This window comes from Sphingobacterium sp. Lzh-3, from assembly GCF_046764375.1.
Classification (GTDB): Bacteria; Bacteroidota; Bacteroidia; order Sphingobacteriales; family Sphingobacteriaceae; genus Sphingobacterium.
In genome coordinates this window covers 2,404,147-2,423,547 of the sequence record NZ_CP177226.1, presented here as the reverse complement: position 1 = coordinate 2,423,547, position 19,401 = coordinate 2,404,147, and the positions used below count along the sequence as shown (strand labels likewise).

The 19,401-nt window shown below is 41.0% G+C and carries 15 protein-coding genes; 4 read left to right on the top strand and 11 right to left on the bottom strand.

The window, feature by feature from the left end; translation table 11 throughout:
• The first annotated feature begins 85 nt into the window (after window positions 1–85).
• Window positions 86–676, top strand: a complete 591-nt coding sequence (locus ACLCDV_RS09875; protein ID WP_333575466.1) for a riboflavin synthase — start codon at window positions 86–88, stop codon at window positions 674–676.
• 91 nt (window positions 677–767) lie between these two features.
• On the opposite strand, the gene ACLCDV_RS09870 is transcribed toward ACLCDV_RS09875, so the two are convergent.
• Together ACLCDV_RS09870 and ACLCDV_RS09865 are read right to left on the bottom strand one after the other, a co-directional pair.
• A complete protein-coding gene (locus tag ACLCDV_RS09870; RefSeq protein ID WP_075992018.1) occupies window positions 768–2,567 on the bottom strand; it encodes a chloride channel protein in 1,800 nt (599 codons plus the stop codon).
• Window positions 2,568–2,573: 6 nt separating this feature from the next.
• The gene (locus ACLCDV_RS09865) at window positions 2,574–3,512 is read right to left on the bottom strand and encodes a LysR substrate-binding domain-containing protein (protein WP_411973558.1); all 939 of its coding nucleotides are present in this window, start codon (window positions 3,510–3,512) and stop codon (window positions 2,574–2,576) included.
• 226 nt (window positions 3,513–3,738) lie between these two features.
• Here ACLCDV_RS09865 and ACLCDV_RS09860 point away from each other — a divergent pair, with 226 nt between their 5' ends.
• Window positions 3,739–5,901, top strand: coding sequence for a S46 family peptidase (locus ACLCDV_RS09860; protein WP_411973557.1), 2,163 nt, complete (start codon window positions 3,739–3,741; stop codon window positions 5,899–5,901).
• Window positions 5,902–6,081: 180 nt separating this feature from the next.
• On the opposite strand, the gene ACLCDV_RS09855 is transcribed toward ACLCDV_RS09860, so the two are convergent.
• Window positions 6,082–7,260: a MalY/PatB family protein gene (locus ACLCDV_RS09855; RefSeq protein WP_411973556.1), complete on the bottom strand. Its 1,179-nt coding sequence runs from the start codon at window positions 7,258–7,260 to the stop codon at window positions 6,082–6,084.
• A gap of 181 nt (window positions 7,261–7,441) precedes the next feature.
• Here ACLCDV_RS09855 and ACLCDV_RS09850 point away from each other — a divergent pair, with 181 nt between their 5' ends.
• Window positions 7,442–7,825, top strand: a complete 384-nt coding sequence (locus ACLCDV_RS09850) for a diacylglycerol kinase family protein (RefSeq protein ID WP_317667398.1) — start codon at window positions 7,442–7,444, stop codon at window positions 7,823–7,825.
• Here the strand turns inward: ACLCDV_RS09850 and ACLCDV_RS09845 are convergent.
• A complete protein-coding gene (locus ACLCDV_RS09845; protein WP_411973555.1) occupies window positions 7,808–8,296 on the bottom strand; it encodes a hypothetical protein in 489 nt (162 codons plus the stop codon). The two genes, ACLCDV_RS09850 and ACLCDV_RS09845, sit on opposite strands and share 18 nt — an antisense overlap.
• A 265-nt stretch (window positions 8,297–8,561) precedes the next feature.
• Here ACLCDV_RS09845 and ACLCDV_RS09840 point away from each other — a divergent pair, with 265 nt between their 5' ends.
• Window positions 8,562–8,750: a hypothetical protein gene (locus tag ACLCDV_RS09840; RefSeq protein ID WP_075992013.1), complete on the top strand. Its 189-nt coding sequence runs from the start codon at window positions 8,562–8,564 to the stop codon at window positions 8,748–8,750.
• A gap of 152 nt (window positions 8,751–8,902) precedes the next feature.
• Here the strand turns inward: ACLCDV_RS09840 and ACLCDV_RS09835 are convergent, their stop codons facing one another.
• The 7 genes from ACLCDV_RS09835 to glgB all read right to left on the bottom strand — a co-directional run bounded on the left by ACLCDV_RS09835 (window position 8,903) and on the right by glgB (window position 19,400).
• Window positions 8,903–10,636: a thiamine pyrophosphate-dependent enzyme gene (locus tag ACLCDV_RS09835; protein WP_411973554.1), complete on the bottom strand. Its 1,734-nt coding sequence runs from the start codon at window positions 10,634–10,636 to the stop codon at window positions 8,903–8,905.
• 301 nt (window positions 10,637–10,937) lie between these two features.
• Window positions 10,938–12,719, bottom strand: a complete 1,782-nt coding sequence (locus ACLCDV_RS09830; protein ID WP_343567069.1) for a DUF4091 domain-containing protein — start codon at window positions 12,717–12,719, stop codon at window positions 10,938–10,940.
• 154 nt (window positions 12,720–12,873) lie between these two features.
• A complete protein-coding gene (locus ACLCDV_RS09825; RefSeq protein ID WP_317667403.1) occupies window positions 12,874–13,656 on the bottom strand; it encodes a zinc-dependent peptidase in 783 nt (260 codons plus the stop codon).
• A gap of 1 nt (window position 13,657) precedes the next feature.
• Window positions 13,658–14,419, bottom strand: a complete 762-nt coding sequence (locus tag ACLCDV_RS09820) for a hypothetical protein (RefSeq protein ID WP_336834551.1) — start codon at window positions 14,417–14,419, stop codon at window positions 13,658–13,660.
• A 166-nt stretch (window positions 14,420–14,585) separates the two neighbouring features.
• A complete protein-coding gene (locus tag ACLCDV_RS09815) occupies window positions 14,586–15,869 on the bottom strand; it encodes a glucose-1-phosphate adenylyltransferase (protein ID WP_120334684.1) in 1,284 nt (427 codons plus the stop codon).
• A gap of 6 nt (window positions 15,870–15,875) precedes the next feature.
• A complete protein-coding gene (locus ACLCDV_RS09810) occupies window positions 15,876–17,288 on the bottom strand; it encodes a glycogen/starch synthase (protein ID WP_317667405.1) in 1,413 nt (470 codons plus the stop codon).
• A gap of 153 nt (window positions 17,289–17,441) precedes the next feature.
• Entirely contained in the window at window positions 17,442–19,400 is a 1,959-nt protein-coding gene (glgB, locus tag ACLCDV_RS09805; RefSeq protein ID WP_411973553.1) for a 1,4-alpha-glucan branching protein GlgB, read from the bottom strand.
• Window position 19,401: the final 1 nt, after the last annotated feature.

Sequence of the window (19,401 nt, the reverse complement as noted above, 5' to 3'; positions counted from 1 at the left end):
CTCTTATCTACCACATTTGTGCGATCTAAACATCGATATTTCATTTAATTATTTAGTAACTTTGGAATCAATCAAAAAAAATATCATGTTTACTGGAATCATAGAAACCCTAGGAAAAATAGAAAATATCGAACAGGAAAAAAGCAATATCCATTTTTACGTCAGTTCTGCTATTTCCAATGAACTTAAAATAGACCAGAGTGTAAGTCATAATGGTGTTTGCCTTACTGTTGTTGGATTGAACAATGATCAGCATAAAGTGACGGCAATTGATGAAACCTTGCAGAAGACAAATCTCGCTCAATTAAAGGTGGGCGACCTGATCAATCTGGAACGTTGTACTTTGGCCGGCGGAAGATTTGATGGACATATCGTCCAAGGACATGTAGACCAGACTGCGCGTTGTATCCAAAAGAAAGATGAAAATGGTAGTTTTATTTTTACCTTTCAATATGATGTTTCCAAACAAAATATCACCGTAGAAAAAGGATCCATTACCGTAAATGGTATCAGCTTGACCGTAGTAGACTCTAAAGACGATCGGTTTTCAGTTGCTATCATTCCGTATACACTAGAGCATACCAACTTGCAACAAGTTGAAGTGGGTAGCACAGTCAACTTGGAGTTTGATATTATCGGAAAATATGTCACAAAGATAATGGCTTTACGCGCTTAAAAAATTTGCTATGCTTCCTCGGGTTTAAAGCCGACCCAAGGGAGCATATCCGAACCCGCTTCGTTTCGGGTTCTAACAATGTATACTCAGTTTACTCCAAATAGTGTCCCTGACGTATCAATAACGCGCGATATTTGTTGAATACACTCGATTTGGAAACAAAGCCCATATACTTATTTTCATCCCCCAAAACTGGAAGTATCCACGTGTCGTCCTTATTCATTTTAGCCATCACGATTTCCATGTTTTCATTGATTCCTACCGTATCATTTGGCTTCTGAGCTAACTTTTCGAAAGTCGTATCCCCCCCATCCACTTCACCCAATAATACGGAGAATAGAAACTCGCTATAAAGAAGCCCCATAAATTTGCCCTCGTAATCAACCACTGGAAAGATATTGCGTTTACTATGGATAATGTCTGTTTGTCGACCTTTTGGTGTTTCGTCGGGGCGTAAGATCACAAAATTAGTTTCCAATACATATTTTATCCGCATCATACTTAACACGGATCGATCCTTGTCTTCATAAGAAATCAGATCGCCAGACTCCGCCAATACCTTGGTGTAAATGGAATGCTTTAAAACCGACCGATTAATCAAATAGGAAATGGAACAAACCAGCATCAATGGAACCATCAAAGTATAACCTCCGGTCACTTCTGCAATCAAAAATATGCCCGTCAATGGCGCATGCATAATGCCGCTCAACGCACCGGCCATCCCCGCTACCACAAAATTTGGTACATTTAGCTCGGCAATTCCAGTCAAATTTACACCATAAGAAAATGCAAAGCCCAACAGACCTCCCATCACTAAACTTGGCCCAAATACCCCACCATTTCCACCGCCATTTAATGTAAATAATGCAGCAAGCGATTTTCCAAATAAAGTCAATATTGTATAACCCAAAACTACTAATCCCATATCTTTGTAGTCTGAGAACAAGCTGTTCTTAACAATCGAATTAAACTGACCATTGAGAATCTGCTGAATGGTAATATAGCCCTCACCATACAGCGCTGGGAATACAAAAATCATCAGACCCAAGGCGATACCACTGACCCACACTTTATTATAGGGATTCTTAATCTTAGAAAACCATTTCCCCACACTCCTGGAAACACGTGCAAAGTAAATCGTATAAAGCCCAATCAGCACAGCTAATAGCAAATAAAACAACAATGCCGAAACTTGCCAATCGGAATTGAATGTACTGAATAAGGGTTCATTATAAAGCACCCGAGAGACAACAGAAGCCAATGCCGATGAGATCAGCAAAGGAATGAACACTGGAATGGAAAATTCGGGAAGCAAGATCTCGATAGCAAAAATCATTCCTGCCAAAGGGCTGTTGAAGGCGCCTGAAATTCCTGCAGCTGCACCACAAGCCAATAACATGGTAACTTCCTTATACTGCAATCCAAAAAAACGGGCGATATTAGAACCAATAGAAGAACCACCCAAAGCAACAGGAGCTTCCAAACCACAGGACCCGCCAAAGCCAACGGTAATAGCCGATGTCACCACCTGAGAATAAATATTGCTGGGATCCAATCGGCTGCCCTTCCGACTGATGGCATAAATAATCGGGGTAATCCCGTGCTCCATCTTCTTCCCTTTCAAAAATTTGCGAACAAAAAACACGCTGAGCAAAATCCCTATCAATGGAAAAATCAAGTAAACCGAGTATTTTACTTTCCAATCGATATCATCCTGTATAGTCGTTGCAATAAAATGGGTTAATCTTTTTAGCACAGATGCCATAATACCACCAACAATTCCAACCAAAAATGCGAGTATAATGATAAAGTTCCGGTTAGAAACTTTCTTCATCCGCCATTGATTGATCTGGTCTATTTTTTTAAAAAAACGTCTTTTGAGGTTTCTCATATCGTCCTATTGAAAGCTCAACACTTCCTTTTTCTTTTTTGTTTTGAATTTATCGGGTACTACGGCCAATATTTCTTTTTCTAAGGCCGAAATTGCATGTCTCTTTACATAATTTTGCGTCGTCACCAATGATATCTCCCGTACTGGTTCCGGTGATTTGAAATAACGGATCCGATCCAATTGTTCATCGGAATAATCCCAAATCGACAACTCAGGCAATATCGTGATTCCGTCGTTGATATCTACCATACGTTTTAAAGTCTCTACGCTACCCGTATTATACTCAAATCGCCCTGTAAGATCTTGATTATGTTTATGATGACAAATATTAAGCACCTGCCCGCGCATACAATGGCCCTCATTGAGCAACCAAAGTTTATCATCGGCAATATCATCACCACTCAGTATTTTTTTTGGAAACAGCGGACTATTGGCTGAAATATAAGCGACAAAATTTTCGTAAAATAAGGGTGATTCCAAAATCCCGGGGTCATTTAAGGGAGTAGATAGCACACCACAGTCCAGAAGTCCGACCTTCAATTCATGCACAATCCGTTCTGTCGTATATTCCCAAATCTGTAATTGTAGCTTTGGATATTTCTCCATAAATGTGGTGAGCACATTCGGAAGTAAATAAGGTGCGATTGTCGGGATAACACCGACCCGTAGTGTACCCTCAATTTCCCCTTTTTTATCCTGTACGATCTCATTGATCTTTCGGCTTTCCGTCAATACCAATCGAGCTTGAAGAATAATTTTCTCGCCGATTTCTGTAGGAACAACAGGCTGACGGCTCCGGTCGAAGATTTTAGCCCCTAAAGACTCTTCAAGTTTTTGTATTTGCATGCTCAACGTAGGTTGCGTGACAAAACATTTTTCTGCAGCTGCAACAAAACTTCGGTAGGTATCAACAGCTATAATATATTCCAGTTGGATTAAGGTCATCTTACTATCTTTAAAGCACAAAATTACGAATCCTGTCGTAAACCAATGTCAAATCCTTTATAATTAAAGTCAACAGGAGCATTTGGCCTGCCGAATATACAATAAATACCTTGCCAAAAAGGTCCAGTATATCCACTATTGTTACATTAGTTCACATAAAAAATCGATTTCATCAAAATGCTTTTCTTAAATTTGGAGATTTACAACAGTTGATAGTTAAAATCCTATGAAGTTTATAAATCGCACGACAATTGCACTAGCTTTATTCTTAACCATGGCAAACAGTCCTTACAGCAAGGCAAATCCCGATGAGGGAATGTTTCCATTGAGCGAACTAAATAGAGCTGGATTGAAGAAAGCTGGGTTAAAGATCAGTGAGAAAGATATCTACAATCCCGGTCAGGTCGGACTGGTAGATGCCCTGGTTCAAGTCAGTGGATGTACAGGATCGTTTGTCTCAAACCGTGGTTTGATCATTACCAATCACCACTGCGCTTTTTCTGCCGTTCAACTTGCAAGTACTGCAATCAACAATTACCTAAAAAACGGGTTTGTCGCACAAAATCAAGAACAGGAAATTGAGGCAAAAGGATTAAAAATAAGAATTACCGATTCTTATGAGGATGTTTCCGCTAAAATATTGAATGCTGTCGCCAACATCAGTGACCCGGTAGAGCGTATCAATACGATCAAACGTAAACAACAAGAACTGGTTAAACAAGCGGAAAAAGAAGATCCCACGATTAAAGCTGAAGTATCGGAAATGTTTATCGGTAAAAGTTATGTCCTATTCCGTTATAAAACAATTGAAGACGTTCGTTTGGTTTATATTCCACGTCAAAACATCGGTGAATTTGGTGGCGAAACAGATAACTGGGTATGGCCACGCCACACCGGAGATTATTCTTTTCTGAGAGCTTATGTCGGCAAAAACGGAAAATCTGCACCTTATTCTAAAGACAACGTTCCGTACCAGCCCAAAAAACACCTTAAAGTCAATCCAAATGGTGTACAGGAAAATGATTTCACCTTTATCCTTGGTTATCCCGGAAAAACATTCCGACACAGACCAGCACAATATATTCGATATCAACAAGAATATCTTTTGCCTTACGTATCCAACCTGTATGATTTCCAAAATAAACAGATGGAGGAAGCAGGAAAAGACAATACCGATATCGCCTTGTCCTTGGCAACACGCATAAAACGTAATGCGAATGTATTGAAAAACTATCGTGGTAAACTCAAGGGCTTACGAGGAATCGACTTGCTATCGACAAAAAAACAAGAAGACGAAGCACTGGCAGCGTTTATCTTAAGTAAACCCGAACTGAAAAACAAATATGGAAGCCTACTCACTGATATTGACGCCTATTATCAGCTGAGCGATCAAGATGCCCTGAAAGAACTTTGGATCAATAATATTTACAATAGTACGAGCTTATTGAAAGTAGCCCGCGACCTAAACGTTCTGAAAACCAACTTGGCAAAGGAAAAATCTTCCCAAGCTGCCAAGCAGCTTTTCGATCTGAATATCGAAAAATTAAAAACCGCTGTTAAAGAAACCTACGAAAGCTACAATAAGCAGGCTGATCAGCGTATTTTTTCCCGAATGTTGGAAGATGCCATCGCATTCCAAGGTAAAAATCAATTGGCTTCCATTCAGAAATTGCAATTTAATACGGGTACCGCACAAGAATTTGCAACAGAGATTATTCAGAACAGTAAACTTGGCGATCAAAATTACATACTAAATACTGTCTTGGCCAATGCCGATGCACTCCAGAAATTTGACGACAAATTATTGGATTTCCAGGGCAAATTGAACAGTGATATTGTCCAGTTCGCTGCTGAACAAAAACGACGTGAAGGGGTACTGAACAAATTAATGGGCGATTATGTTGCCGTCAAGGAAATTTTTCAGGCCAAAAACTTTATTCCTGATGCAAATTCAACCTTACGTCTGACGTATGGGCACATCAAAGGCTACTCTCCTGCTGATGCAACTTATATGAAGCCATTCACGACAATCGAAGGAATCATTCAAAAAGGAAATCTTGGTTTAGAAGAATTTGATTACCCGCAAGAAATCAAGACAGCTTACCTCAATAAGAATTTTGGTCCTTATCTTCAAAAAGATCTGGGTTCTGTGCCGGTCAATATCTTATATGATATGGATACTACAGGCGGAAATTCAGGATCTCCAATAATGAATGCCAATGGTGAATTAATCGGTGTAAATTTTGACCGTGCTTATGATGCAACAATTAATGATTTCGCCTGGAACGAGAGTTACAGCAGATCTATCGGAGTCGACATTCGTTATGTCCTCTGGGTTGCCGATAAAATCGACAACGCGCATTTCATTCTGAAAGAAATGGGTATTTAATAGGGTCTAAAACAAACCTCAAAAAATCCGCTGCATCGAGAGATACAGCGGATTTTTTTTGTTCATTAGGCTATTTTCTTTTCGCTAAGCGGGAAGATACCATGATCCACGATACTATGAGCCGAAAACTCGCCGTATATCAGAACCTATTCAACTCCTCACTTAGAATTTATCCGTATACTATTTTGCTCCTTGCAGTAAAGAGGAGAAAACAATCTTCAAACGCAACAAGCCTGTTGTCAAGACTTCCCTTGAACAAGCAATGTTGAGGCGAATAAAGGCGTCACTCCCCTTGCCATACATCGCACCGACATTGACCTGTACATGTGCCTCGTCCAATAAGAGCTGCCCCAATTTTCGACTTGAAATCCCCAAAGCGGCGCAATCTACCCATACCAGATAAGTACCCTCCAAAGGAAGGACATGCAAAGCAGGCAGGTATTCAGCCATAAAGCCTTTCAAATAAACATAATTCGCATGAATGTAGCTTAAAGCTTGATCCAACCATTCCCCACCCGACTCATACGCTGCGATCAGGCCTGTAATAGCAAAGGGACTTATGCTACTTATCTCGTTGGCTAAGAAAGCCTGCTGCACGTTCCTTCTGAGTTCAGGATCGGCCACGAAGACCGTAGCGACCTGGAGTCCTGCCAAATTAAAGGTTTTACTCGGTGCTACACAGGTAATCGAATTCGCCAAAAAGGCTGCACTGATGCTCCCAAAAGGAATATGCGTATGGCCGTCAAATACCAGATCGCAATGAATTTCATCCGAAATGATTAAGACCTGATGCCGCAAACAGATTTCACCGAGACGTTCAAGCTCAGCTCTAGTCCAAACACGGCCAGCGGGATTATGTGGACTACATAAAATAAATAACTTGACTTTCGGATCACTTGCTTTATATTCAAAATCTTCAAAATCAATAGCATACTCGCCATTGCGGTAAATCAAGTCATTGGAAACCACCTCGGCTTGATTGCGTTCTATTGAGGAAAAAAAACAATGATATACAGGCTCTTGAACCAAAACCTTATCACCCGGTGAAGTAAATGCGCTAACCAAAGCCGAAAGCGCCGGTACCACACCGATCACAGGAAGTATCCATTCCGGCTGAAGTACAAATTTATGCCGCTGCGAAGACCAGCTCATAACCGCGCTGTAAAAAGCAGCTGGAATAGTGGCATACCCATATACCGCATGTTGAACCCGCTGCGCAAGCGCATCCACAACAGGTTGTGCTGCTGGAAAGTCCATATCCGCAACCCAGAGTGGAATCAAATCGTCATAATCATGTTGATTCCATTTGACCGATTCGGTACCACGACGAACAATCGTTTTATCAAAATTATAGATCATACAGCAATTTACTCAAAATTAGGCTGCATTTGTAATAAAAGCCCTATAAAGTAAAATGGATGAACAAGAAAGCGGATCAGATGGATATGGCAAAGGAATAACTCGGACTAAATACAATAAAAAATCCAGTATGCCTAGATAAGCAGAAAGCGCTATCTTTACAGAAAATAGTAGGACAACTATGGCCAAAAATAACTTTTCATTTCGTGCTAGATTAAAGAGTTTTCACTATGCCTTCAGTGGGCTAAAAACAGCCTGGCAGGAAGAACATAATTTCAGGGTGCATTGTACTGCGGCCATTATTGCCATTACCCTGTCATTTGTGCTTCACATAAGTACCCACGAATGGATTGCTGTACTCTTTTCCATTGGTTTTGTATTTGTCTGTGAATTGTTAAATACCGCATTGGAAAATATAGCCGACTTTATCTGTCCTGAAAATAATCCAAACATAAAAAAAATTAAAGATATTGCCGCAGCGGCAGTGATGATCAGCAGCATCACTGCACTATTGATCGGCCTCTTAATTTTTATTCCCAAGCTGATCTCATTGGCCCTTCGCTAAATTTTCTAAGGCGAATTTCTCATCAAAAGCTATCTTTTTAGGATCGGCAAAAGTCATTTTTCCAGCCTTCTCCTCCATCGCACCATAACCTTCCAGTGCACGCTCCTTGGATAGTTTAAATATTACCTGGCGGACGGATTCCTGTCCCTCAGAAGAAAAAGTATAATCGGCAGTTAAAATATCCCCCTTTAATACGCCATCAATATGTCCGCTATTACGATCTTTTTCCTTCCAGGCATAGCTTAGATCACCCTGAACCTTTTCTCCATCAACAGTGATTGATAATGAAATGGTATCGCCATTTTTAAGGTATTGATACGTACTCTTTCCTGTAAGAAACCTCCCGGTATCCAATGGTTTAGTACTTTGAACAGTGTCATCGAGTTTCGCCGAAGTATCCTGTTTTTTTTGTTCCTGATGGCAAGCAGCGCAACACAGCAACACTATAAATCCAAAATTGATTATTCTCATCGTGTTTTTTTGTTTGATAGTATAGATAGCAATTCAAAAGAAATTTTGTTTTAAATAACTAACATTTAAAAATTTAAAATTCAGAAAACAAAAAGCAAGCAAATATTGTTTATAAGTTAGATAGCACTCGGCTATTTTAGCACGATATAAGCTATTAAAAATAAACAATTTAGTAACAATAAAATTATTGCAGGCTTATTGTAAAGCTAATTTTTATTAGTAAATTGTACTCTATAAAATTCAGGAATTCTTAACCAATATTAGTATGAAAGATGTAAGCTTTAAGAAATTTGATAGTGGATGTACATCACTCACAAAATTGTCCATTGAAACAGACTTAGCTATTATTGTTAAAGAGCAAGTTACCATTTCTTCCGAATCCAAAGTTGAAAAACTCAGACGCTGTAAAGAAGAATTGCTTAAAAGTCTTTGGTTTGTTCAACGTCAATGTTGAGATAACATTTTACTCCAAATTTCGACTATTAGTGCCTGTCAGTAACGTATCGCTTGACAGCAACGAATTCACTTTTAACACAAAACAAGCCCCTCTGCTGTTATGCTTCGAGGGGCTTTTAATATGTTTAACAATTCGAATATCACAAGTGATTAAAGCGATTTCAAATGTTTATAGTTCGACTTAATGGTATCCCATACTTCTTCGAAATTACCCGACAACATTAATTTTGCCATACTTTCTGTCATCCCTTTCATTTGACTGAAGGATATCTTGGGCGGCATAGCCAATGCATTGGGATTGGTATATACATCGATCAGGACAGGCTCATCCGTCATGCCAAGAGCTTCAGTGATAACAGCATCCACCTCTTGGGGCTGAGTCACCGTAAATGCGCGTATTCCCATCGCTTGAGCGATCATCGCAAAATCTGGATTGACCATATTGGTTTCCTGATCTTTCAGACCTGATACCTGCATTTCTAATTTAACCATACCAAGTGCACGGTTGTTAAAGACGATGATTTTAATCGGTAAGTTATATTGTTTTATCGTAGCGAGATCCCCCAACAACATGGATAGTCCCCCATCACCACAAAAAGCAATAACCTGACGTTCAGGATGTGTCAATGCCGCTCCAATAGCCATTGGCATGGCATTAGCCATAGACCCATGATTAAAAGACCCTAGCATGATACGATCCTTTCGCTGATTAATATAACGTGCTCCCCACACACAGCACATCCCGGTATCAAGCAGAAAAATCGCATCCTCACTGGCTTTTTGATCAATGGTATGTGCAACAAATTCAGGCTGTATCGCGCATTCGCTGCCCGAATCGTCCACATAAGTCATGAGATCTTCCTTGACTTTTGCATAGGATGCAAGCTGCTTCTCCAGAAATTTTGTATCCGAACGCGCTTCCACAAAGGGCAATACCGCTTTTAAGGTATGCTTGATATCGCCCACTAGCCCATAATCTACGATAGATCTGCGCCCAAGCTTTTCGCCTTCAATATCAATCTGAACAATGGTTTTATTCGTCGGTATAAAATCTTTATAAGGGAAATCAGTCCCCAAAAGTAAAATAAGATCCGAATGATGCATACTTTGAAATGCAGACGCCATACCCAAAAGTCCGGTCATACCGATTTCATTGGGATTGTCGCGTTGAATATCCAACTTTGCTTTAAATGAATAACCTACTGGCGCATGGATCTTTTGTGATAACGCCACAATTTGTTCCTGTGCTTTCTTGGCGCCCACTCCACAAAACAAAGTCACCTTTTCAGCCTGGTTGATATACTGCGCCAGGCGCCCGATTTCCATATCCGAAGGCCTCACCTGAGGTTCAGTGAAAAACACCTTCGTTGAGGTATTCATTTGAACCGCTTCCATTTCTGATACATCACCAGGCAAACCGATAACCGCAACATCCCGTTTCGAAATGGCTTGCTGTAATGCATTTTGCACCATACGTTGCACTTGCTCGGGCCGGGTAATCATTTGATTATAGCAAGAACAATCGTCAAACAACTTGATTGGATTGGTTTCTTGAAAATAATCGGTTCCAAATTCGTATGTAGCACAGGTTGATGCAATCACAAGCATGGGTACCCGAGTTTTGTGCGCTTCATAAACACCATTAATCAGATGCACATGTCCTGGTCCACTGCTTCCCGCACAACAGGCGATCCCGTGCAAATCAGCCTCTGCCGTTGCGGCAAATGCCCCCACTTCCTCATGTCTAACATGTATCCATTGCATCGTTCCATCCGCATGAACTGCTTCGTTGAAAAAATTTAAACTATCGCCTGTTACGGCATAAATACGCTGAATTCCCGCATCCTTTAAAAGACCCACAATCTGGTGTGCTACATTTTTCATACCTATACTATAATTTAAGATTTTGTGACAGCGACCTTATACAAATTATGTTATCGCCACTTAATAACAACAATAATTTAGCGTAATGGTTTGGGATATTACCTGAACAATACAGTATTACCCAAGCGTATAAAATGATCGCATGTGCAAGGATAGCCTCAGCGGGAAGCAAGGACACACTGCGCTGAAATTTTCAGCCAATAATCCGCTGCACTTAAAATAGAAAAAGATTGTAATCAACAAAAAAGCTGTTTCAAATTGATTGAAACAGCTTTTTTAAAATTATAGACTTAATAAATCCTTAGTTGATTTGTCGCGACAATTCATCGACAAAACGCTTCGCATCATTGAGATCTTTGTTCCAGTCCGCATAGCGTTTAGCGGTATTCAATTTTGCAATTTTTGCATTTAGCTTCGCTAGGTTAGCTTGATCTTTTGACTTCTCCAACTTTGCTTTAAGAATGCCGACTTTGGTATAATCTTGAATACCTTCCAACATACGCTCATAACGGATAGAGCTTCTTCCTTGTGGATAAACAATATAGGTGTCTCCTGCTGGCCAGGTACGGAACCTTGAATCATGCAGCGGATCTTTGACCCAGGAGTTAAACGCCCAACGCAATGCTCCATCGAAGCCTGCCGCTAGTGCATACCAAGCCATATAGGTAGATTCTGCTGGATCCGAGAACGTAAATTGATTTGGAAATTCGTCCGAACAACACACATAAAATGTCGTAATATATCCTTTTTTGCGTCGTTCAATCAAATCATTCTGGTCAAATGGATCTCCGGCCGCAACGCTGATATCGGTACTTTTATGATAACGTTGGTAGCTTTTGTGATTATCTGCAAAAGCAACCCCAAACTCAGGCGCTACTTTTTCCAACAATGCTATGGCTGGATCCATTTCTTCACGACCTCTTTCATCCATGGCGATATTGGTAATCTTCAACCAGCCCTTTGCGCTGACATGCTTGCTAAAATCCTTTAGGAAAGGCGTCCACAATTCTTCGAATATCGGCGTTCCCGGTTTAGCAATTACATTGACCAATTCATTTTTACCTTCGTCAAAATAATGAACCTCGTTGTTCCACGGCAAAAGAGAGTAACAATTGATCTGTTTGTTGACCCCTAGATCCATCATAAAGTTTACCCATCGATCAAAAACAGTATAATCATAGGTCCAGGAACCGTCTTTTGCCTTCTTCCAGGTGATCATATCCGCATAGGGATCATAGGTCTGTACGTTCCAGGCATCCTTATTCAAGGTTGCTGTAATGACCTTCTGCCCTGCAGCTGCAAGTTGTTTCATGGTAGGCTTCAACGCTTCAAAATGCTCATCGCTCCACATCTTCACATTATTGACGCGGGCAACTGCCGAAGGGTGTTGCCATTGATCCAAATGATAAGTCCACTGGGATGCAGGTGGCAGCACATGATTTTGCACATTGACCGTAAGTTGTAACTGTTCCTTTACCTGACCATTTTGCTTAACCGAAATTGTCGTTTTATATTGTCCAGCAGCAGCTTCCTTGGGAACCTTTACTGTAATCCATACAGGACGGACTTTCTTAGCTTCAAGGTCATAGCTTTTCAGATCATCCAGCATATCCGCTGAAAGCGATGCTTTAAAATCTTCTGGTTTACGATGGCCACAACCACTTGCAAATTCGTCAGTCATGACATAACGAACAAAACGTGCTTGTACCGCATCGCTACCGATCACCTTGCCTGTTGTAGACTTTAATTCACTTGCCGATACAGCAACATCTGCTGCGGCAGCACTGGTCCATAACAATACTTGCGCCGATACCTGCTCACCTTTCCAGGCATCCACAGTCGCCGTACGTTGTGTTGTCAGATTTGGATTAACAGATTTGGGATAACGTTTGTCTATCGATACAAACGAAGCATGTAGACCGGTTTTAACATTCGACCAGTTGGATAAAGTATCCTTTGTGGGATCGGCCATTTCAGTAAATGTTGTCCCTGTAGCAAAACGCTGCTGGGAAAATCCCGGATTACTGCCATAAAATAGCATACAAGCCAGGGCAATAGAAGAATAAATTGTAGTTTTAGGCATAACAGTTATAATTAACAAAACTTTATCGAAGCTGCCAGCAGCGATGGATTCACGATCGCATCGTACTTTTTTCCGCCTAGGAGCGGGTGCTCAAAGAAAAAAGGCAAACAACTTCTGTTTGCCTTAAAAATACTAAAATTTTATTTATCGATAACTAACTTTGTTCAAAAATTTCAGAAAGTGCTGTATAGAGCTCGGGATGATTCTGCTTAAATTTTTCTGGATTCTCAAAAAAATACTCCGAGGCAACTGCAAAGAACTCTGCCGGATTGGTCATGCCATATACATCGATATCAGATTTATTTTCTTTTATCTTGGTAATTTCTTCCCGTATCAGATTCATAAAAGGAATGACTGAAGCTTTATCCATCAAATGTGTGGGAATGCCATCCACTGTGCCATCGGTTTTATCAATCAGATGCACAAATTCGTGTATCGCTGTATTCTGTCCATCCTTTGGATTCCTAAACCCATACTCCAATGCCGATTTAGACAATATCATTTGTCCGTTCATGGCTCCCTCACCCACCATACCCATAATATTGCGGTCAGCATGGCCTTCAAATTCATACGCAGTATTGAATTGGGAAGGATAAACCATAATATTGGTCAAATTGGGATAAGTCCATTTCTTAAAGGCAAATATTGGTATAATTGCACTGGCAGCAATCATCATATAATCTTTCAGCTCAACCACTACCCCCACACCTTCAATCTTGACTGTATCCAAAAATTTTAAACAGCGGGCTTCAAATTCCGTTTTGTCCGCAATAGACAGATTACGATAATAGGCAACTTCTTTTTCTAGAATTTCCTTGCCTTCGTCGCTCAATACACGTTTAATGGCTTTGCTATTTTTGGCCGTGCGATTTAACAGGTAATAAACAACATAAATGGTTACTGGTATAAGCAGTACAATGAATAGTTTTCCTAGCATATTATTTGATCTGTATCCATTTGGGATCCCGAGCCTGCAAATTACGCAAAAAGCCTTTAAAATGTGAGGTTCCAAATAAGATTAAAATCTTTTGCTGTGGGGCATCAGCAACTAAGGAAGCCAGGTTCTCTTCCCTTTTTTTCATGATAAATTCTTTATCAAATTTGTTTTTTAATGCTGCTTTTATAGGTTTGCAGGAATAAGGTTCCTGAAGCGGTGTTTTGTAATCACAGTCATCCAGGTTGATCGTACCATACAGGTATTCAAACTCGTCAAGCAATTTGTTTTTGGGAATATCTGCATTCACCGCTGTTTCGTAATTCACCAGGAAAAAGGAATAATCGGGCTGACTAATGATTCGCTGCCCCAATTTACGGTACATGGGCGCCCGAAGAACCCGGGAAGTATCACCCGGTATTTCAATACATTGCTGCAACCCTAGCCGATTGCCTGTAAGCTTTCTAAATTTGCGGTCATACAGATCACGTTGTGCCGCACTATCCACCTGATAAGCGATACTTTCATAAAAAACCACATAGCCCGAATGTTGAAGAGAATCTACAGCACGCTGGATTTGATCATAGTACACACGCGTACCCAAATGCCGCATTGGAATGTAAACGACTGTTCGATTGCCGTTACGAAGTTCAAATCTACGCGAGGCATCACGCAGTACACCAGTTCCCTGCACCATCAATGAAGTTTCGCAGCCCAGTAGGGCAAATACCATCAAAAAAAGGGAGATAATCTGTCTCAATTGCATACGATTTCATTATATTAAAATGTTCTTTGCTAGCAAAGACAGTACCATGAAACAATTATCGCTATCTGCCCATAAATTGAGCCTGTAGATTAGCCTTATTTCGCGATACTTCCATTAGAATAACTTGCAATGATAACAATATATTATCTCCCTTGTTCTATAAATTTTATAGGCTTGTCAATCCTATTGTTGTTCCGTTTGGAATAACTGCATTTTTTTTGATAACAACAATGCCATCACAAATGGTATAGGTCGCGTGATTTACATTTAAGAGATGTGGTCCGCCATTGATCCGTACATCGTTACCGATACGACAATTTTTATCCAAAATAGCATTCTCAATATAACAGCGTTCTCCAACACCAACCACAGGAATGTTTTTCCGCTTTGCATCCTCCATATCGACGAGATCTTCATAATAGTCAGACCCCATCATATATGTACCGCGCACCACAGATCCTGTACCAATCCGCGAACGAACGCCCACGACGGAACGGTCTATTTTATCTGCTTGGATAATACAGCCATCCGAAATGACAGAATTGATTAATGTTGTACCCGAAATTTTAGAAGGCGGCAACATCCTTGGACGGGTGAAAACCGTATTTTTATCAAACAGATTAAAGGCCGGAATATTATCAGTCAAACCAATGTTGGCCTCATAGAAAGAACCTATGGTTCCGATATCTGTCCAATAACCCTCAAATTGATAGCTAAGCACCCTATTCGTATCAATTGCATCGGGAATAATTTCCTTACCAAAATCCATTCCGCGATTCTCTTCCAGCATACGTTTCAGGACGCCTTTTGAAAAAACATAAATACCCATTGAAGCCAGGTATTCCCTACCCTCACCCTTTAAATGATCGCTCACTTCTGAACTCCAGTCCACCAGCTGCTCACTATTCGGCTTCTCAATAAAAGAGGTAATGTGATTCTTTTCATCCGATTTCAGTATTCCAAAACCAGTGGCATCTTTGGCGTTTACTGGAATAGTCGCAATGGTCAGGTCGCCTTCGTTTTCGACATGAAAGTCAACCAGTGCATCAAAATCCATTTGATACAGCTGATCCCCCGATAAAATCAGTACATAGTCATAATCAATACTAGCCAGCTTCCGAAACGATCGCCGTACGGCATCTGCCGTACCCTCGAACCATTTATCGCCATCATTGGTCTGTTCAGCAGCCAGGATATCAACAAAGCCCTTACTAAAAATACTAAAGTTGTAGGTATTCTTAATGTGGGAGTTGAGTGACGAAGAATTGAATTGTGTCAACACAAAAATCTTGTTAAAACCCGAATTAAGACAATTCGAGATGGGAATGTCCACCAAGCGATATTTCCCGGCAATGGGAACCGCTGGCTTAGACCGTTGATCGGTCAATGGATACAGACGTGAGCCCCTTCCTCCGCCCAAGACGATAGCTACTACATTATGACGTGACATATCAAATTACATTATTTGGTTATATAGACTTATATACTTCGCTGCAGATTTATCCCAAGAAAAATCCAACTGCATCATTTTACGTTGATTCTCCTCAAACTGCTTTTTACTGTCGTAAAAATTTATAGCCCGAACAATCGCTGCACTAATTTCAGTGATTGTCAAACTATCAAAACCTATACCGTAACCATCATTTTTCAGATCGATTACTGTATCTTTTAATCCCCCCACCTGATGCACGATCGGCAATGTACCGTACTTCATCGCATAGAGCTGATTAAGCCCACAGGGCTCAACACGGGAAGGCATTAAAAGAAAATCCGCACTGGCATAAAGCCAATGGGCAAGGCTTTCATCATAACCAAAGAACACATCAAAATTATCAATTCCATCATCGACGAGTGATTTCACACGCGACTGGATCGCTGGGTCTCCGGCACCCAGTATAAATATACTTAATCTATCGCGATATTTCTCCGTCAAATCCAAAATTATCTCCGGTAGTAAATCCGCTCCTTTTTCTGTTGCAAATCGGCCGATAAAAACAAGCAGTGGTCGATCTGGATTGATTTTATACTGCTTCGCCAAAGCCTCCTTATTTTTCAATTTGCCGGAAAAAGCTTGTACAACATCATAGTTTTCGAACAAGGTATAATCAATTTTGGGATCCCAGATTTCCCAGTCAATTCCATTGACAATACCAACAGATTTATTTCGCTCATTATAAAATAGATGCTGTAAGCCATTTGCTTCCACATAGAGCTCTTCCAGATAGCCTTCAGATACTGTGGTGTAAGCATCGCAACATTTAATTAGGGCCGCAAGTGGGTTAATTAAACCATCCCAGTCCAATAATCCCCATTTCCAGCTATCGAAAGCAGGCAACAGAATGGCTTTGCTCCAATGTGTCCAACCCTGATATTGCCCATTGTGCACGGTGGCTACCGTTTTAACATCGGCAAGAAAATTATAGTCATTGCTATACTTCATCAAAAAAGGCATCAAACCGACATGATGGTCGTGGCAATGCACAATATCAGGTACTATAGCTTTATCCTTAAACCAAGCCAATACAGCATGTTGAAAGGCGATAAACTGTTCGCCTTCATCGGGATAACAATACACCTCCTGCCGATCGAGTTTTCCTGGAATCTTGACTAAATAAAGCTCAAATCCCAGTATATTGTCTGCTTCCTTATAAACAATATAGTTCAACAATTCAGATCCTTGATAAAAAGTACCCTCGTGAACGACAGTAAAAGTATGGTCCCGAACAAATGGTCGGTCATACCAGGGCATGACAACCGCCGCTTCCCAACCGAGTTTGGTCTGATATTTGGGCAATGCCCCAACGACATCCGCAAGGCCACCAACTTTGGCGACCGGATAACATTCAACACTCAAGTGAAATACTTTCATTCGAATAAGTTCTATATTTTATCTCTTTCAAAGGCAAAAAGCGACCTTCCTACTATTTATTACAACAAATTTACCGAACCTGAAAATTGAGGCCAGATCCGTATTTTATAACTCAACTTATTCTTGTGCATCATCAAATTTTCGAGAAACATATTATACAGGTGTACGTTCTCCCTGCTTCACCGGATTTACATCCTTTAGTTCCTTCTTCCTTTTGAGGATATAGCCTCCTAGAGGAGGCAAATGAAGTTGTGCAGACTGTACTTGGTTCATCCAATGCAGGTGCTCACTATGGACAACGGGATGATGTATACCTGAACCGAAATAGGTCAAATCATCCGAATTCAGCAGCACTTCCCATTCACCTGCGTAAGGTAAACCAATACGGAAATGTTCCCGAACGACAGGCGTTAAGTTAAGTACAACCACCGTATCATCCCAGGAGTCAAATCCCTTTCGCCAATAGACCACAATCGAATTTTCACGATCACCGGCATCTATCCATTCGAAACCTGCAGCATCGAAAGCCTTTTGGTAAAGACTTGGTTGAGCTTTATAAATCGCGTTCAGATCGGCTACAAATCTTTTCATACCCTGATGAGGCGCAAACTCCAGAAGATGCCAATCAAGTGATTGGTTTACATTCCACTCCGACGTCTGCCCAAATTCACCGCCCATAAACAGCAATTTTGTTCCCGAAAAAGTATACATAAAGAGGTACAATGCTCGCAAGTTGGCAAACTTTTGCCACTCATCGCCTGGCATTTTATAAATTAGGGACTGCTTTCCGTAAACCACCTCATCGTGTGACAAGGGTAGCATAAAATTTTCATGGAAAGCATATACTGTCGCAAAGGTGAGTCGATCATGATGATAACTGCGGTTAATTGGATCCTCTTTAAAGTAATCCAACGTATCATGCATCCAGCCCATCATCCATTTCATTCCGAAGCCCAATCCACCAGCATACGTTGGCCGACTGACACTCGGCCAAGAAGTAGATTCTTCGGCAATTGTCTGCACATCTGGAAAATGTCCGTAAACAGCCTCGTTCAGCTCTTTTAAAAATTGTACCGCTTCGAGATTCTCATTTCCTCCAAATTCATTCGGAATCCACTCGCCTGCATTTCGACTATAATCCAAATACAACATAGAAGCTACCGCATCGACCCGAAGTCCATCGATATGAAAACGATCCAACCAATAAAATGCATTGCTGATCAAAAAAGAGCGTACTTCATTTCGCCCATAGTTAAAAATATAGGATTGCCAATCGGGATGAAACCCTTTCCTGAGATCTTCATGCTCGTATAAGCCCGTGCCATCAAAACGATAAAGACCATGTGCATCACCCGGAAAATGCGAAGGAACCCAATCCAACAATACGCCTATCCCGGCGGCATGCAGCTCCTCAATCAGATACATGAGATCTTGTGCCGAACCATAACGCGAACTCGCCGCAAAATAACCTGTTATCTGATATCCCCAAGAAGGATAATAGGGATGCTCCATTAAAGGCATAAACTCCACATGCGTGAAATTCATTTCCTTCACATAAGATACAAGTGCCACGGCTATTTCCCGATAATTGAGCAACGTATCCGGACTTTCGGGATCCCGCGACCAGGACCCTAAATGGACCTCATAGACGGACCAGGGTTGATCCAGCCTATTTTTAACGATACGCTCCTGCATCCATTGCTTATCCTGCCACTCGTACCAGGTCGAATGAACAACGGAAGCAGTCTTTGGGGCAACTTCCCACCGAAAGGCAAAAGGATCACCTTTCTCGAGTTGCTCACCAGTATAGGTCTGGATAACATATTTATATGTCTCTCCATTGCCAAGCCCCGGAATAAACCCTTCCCAGATTCCGCTACCATCCCAGCGCACAAAGAGCGCGTGATGCTCCTTATCCCAAAAATTGAAGTTGCCGGTTACGGAGACGGATTTTGCATTTGGAGCCCAAACCGCAAAATAAACGCCTTTTTCACCGTTGACTTCCAGTTCGTGCGAACCGAACTTTTCGTATAATTTGAAGTGCTTACCCGACTGGAATAAGGCGACATCAAATTCAGAAAAGAGACTATGCGGAATTACTTCATTGGCCATG

Coding starts and splice junctions, on each gene's coding strand:
- ACLCDV_RS09875 (WP_333575466.1), top strand. CDS start 86: ATGTTTACTGGAATCATAGAAACCCTAGGAAAAATAGAAAATATCGAA.
- ACLCDV_RS09870 (WP_075992018.1), bottom strand. CDS start 2,567: ATGAGAAACCTCAAAAGACGTTTTTTTAAAAAAATAGACCAGATCAAT.
- ACLCDV_RS09865 (WP_411973558.1), bottom strand. CDS start 3,512: ATGACCTTAATCCAACTGGAATATATTATAGCTGTTGATACCTACCGA.
- ACLCDV_RS09860 (WP_411973557.1), top strand. CDS start 3,739: ATGAAGTTTATAAATCGCACGACAATTGCACTAGCTTTATTCTTAACC.
- ACLCDV_RS09855 (WP_411973556.1), bottom strand. CDS start 7,260: ATGATCTATAATTTTGATAAAACGATTGTTCGTCGTGGTACCGAATCG.
- ACLCDV_RS09850 (WP_317667398.1), top strand. CDS start 7,442: ATGGCCAAAAATAACTTTTCATTTCGTGCTAGATTAAAGAGTTTTCAC.
- ACLCDV_RS09845 (WP_411973555.1), bottom strand. CDS start 8,296: ATGAGAATAATCAATTTTGGATTTATAGTGTTGCTGTGTTGCGCTGCT.
- ACLCDV_RS09840 (WP_075992013.1), top strand. CDS start 8,562: ATGAAAGATGTAAGCTTTAAGAAATTTGATAGTGGATGTACATCACTC.
- ACLCDV_RS09835 (WP_411973554.1), bottom strand. CDS start 10,636: ATGAAAAATGTAGCACACCAGATTGTGGGTCTTTTAAAGGATGCGGGA.
- ACLCDV_RS09830 (WP_343567069.1), bottom strand. CDS start 12,719: ATGCCTAAAACTACAATTTATTCTTCTATTGCCCTGGCTTGTATGCTA.
- ACLCDV_RS09825 (WP_317667403.1), bottom strand. CDS start 13,656: ATGCTAGGAAAACTATTCATTGTACTGCTTATACCAGTAACCATTTAT.
- ACLCDV_RS09820 (WP_336834551.1), bottom strand. CDS start 14,419: ATGCAATTGAGACAGATTATCTCCCTTTTTTTGATGGTATTTGCCCTA.
- ACLCDV_RS09815 (WP_120334684.1), bottom strand. CDS start 15,869: ATGTCACGTCATAATGTAGTAGCTATCGTCTTGGGCGGAGGAAGGGGC.
- ACLCDV_RS09810 (WP_317667405.1), bottom strand. CDS start 17,288: ATGAAAGTATTTCACTTGAGTGTTGAATGTTATCCGGTCGCCAAAGTT.
- glgB (WP_411973553.1), bottom strand. CDS start 19,400: ATGGCCAATGAAGTAATTCCGCATAGTCTCTTTTCTGAATTTGATGTC.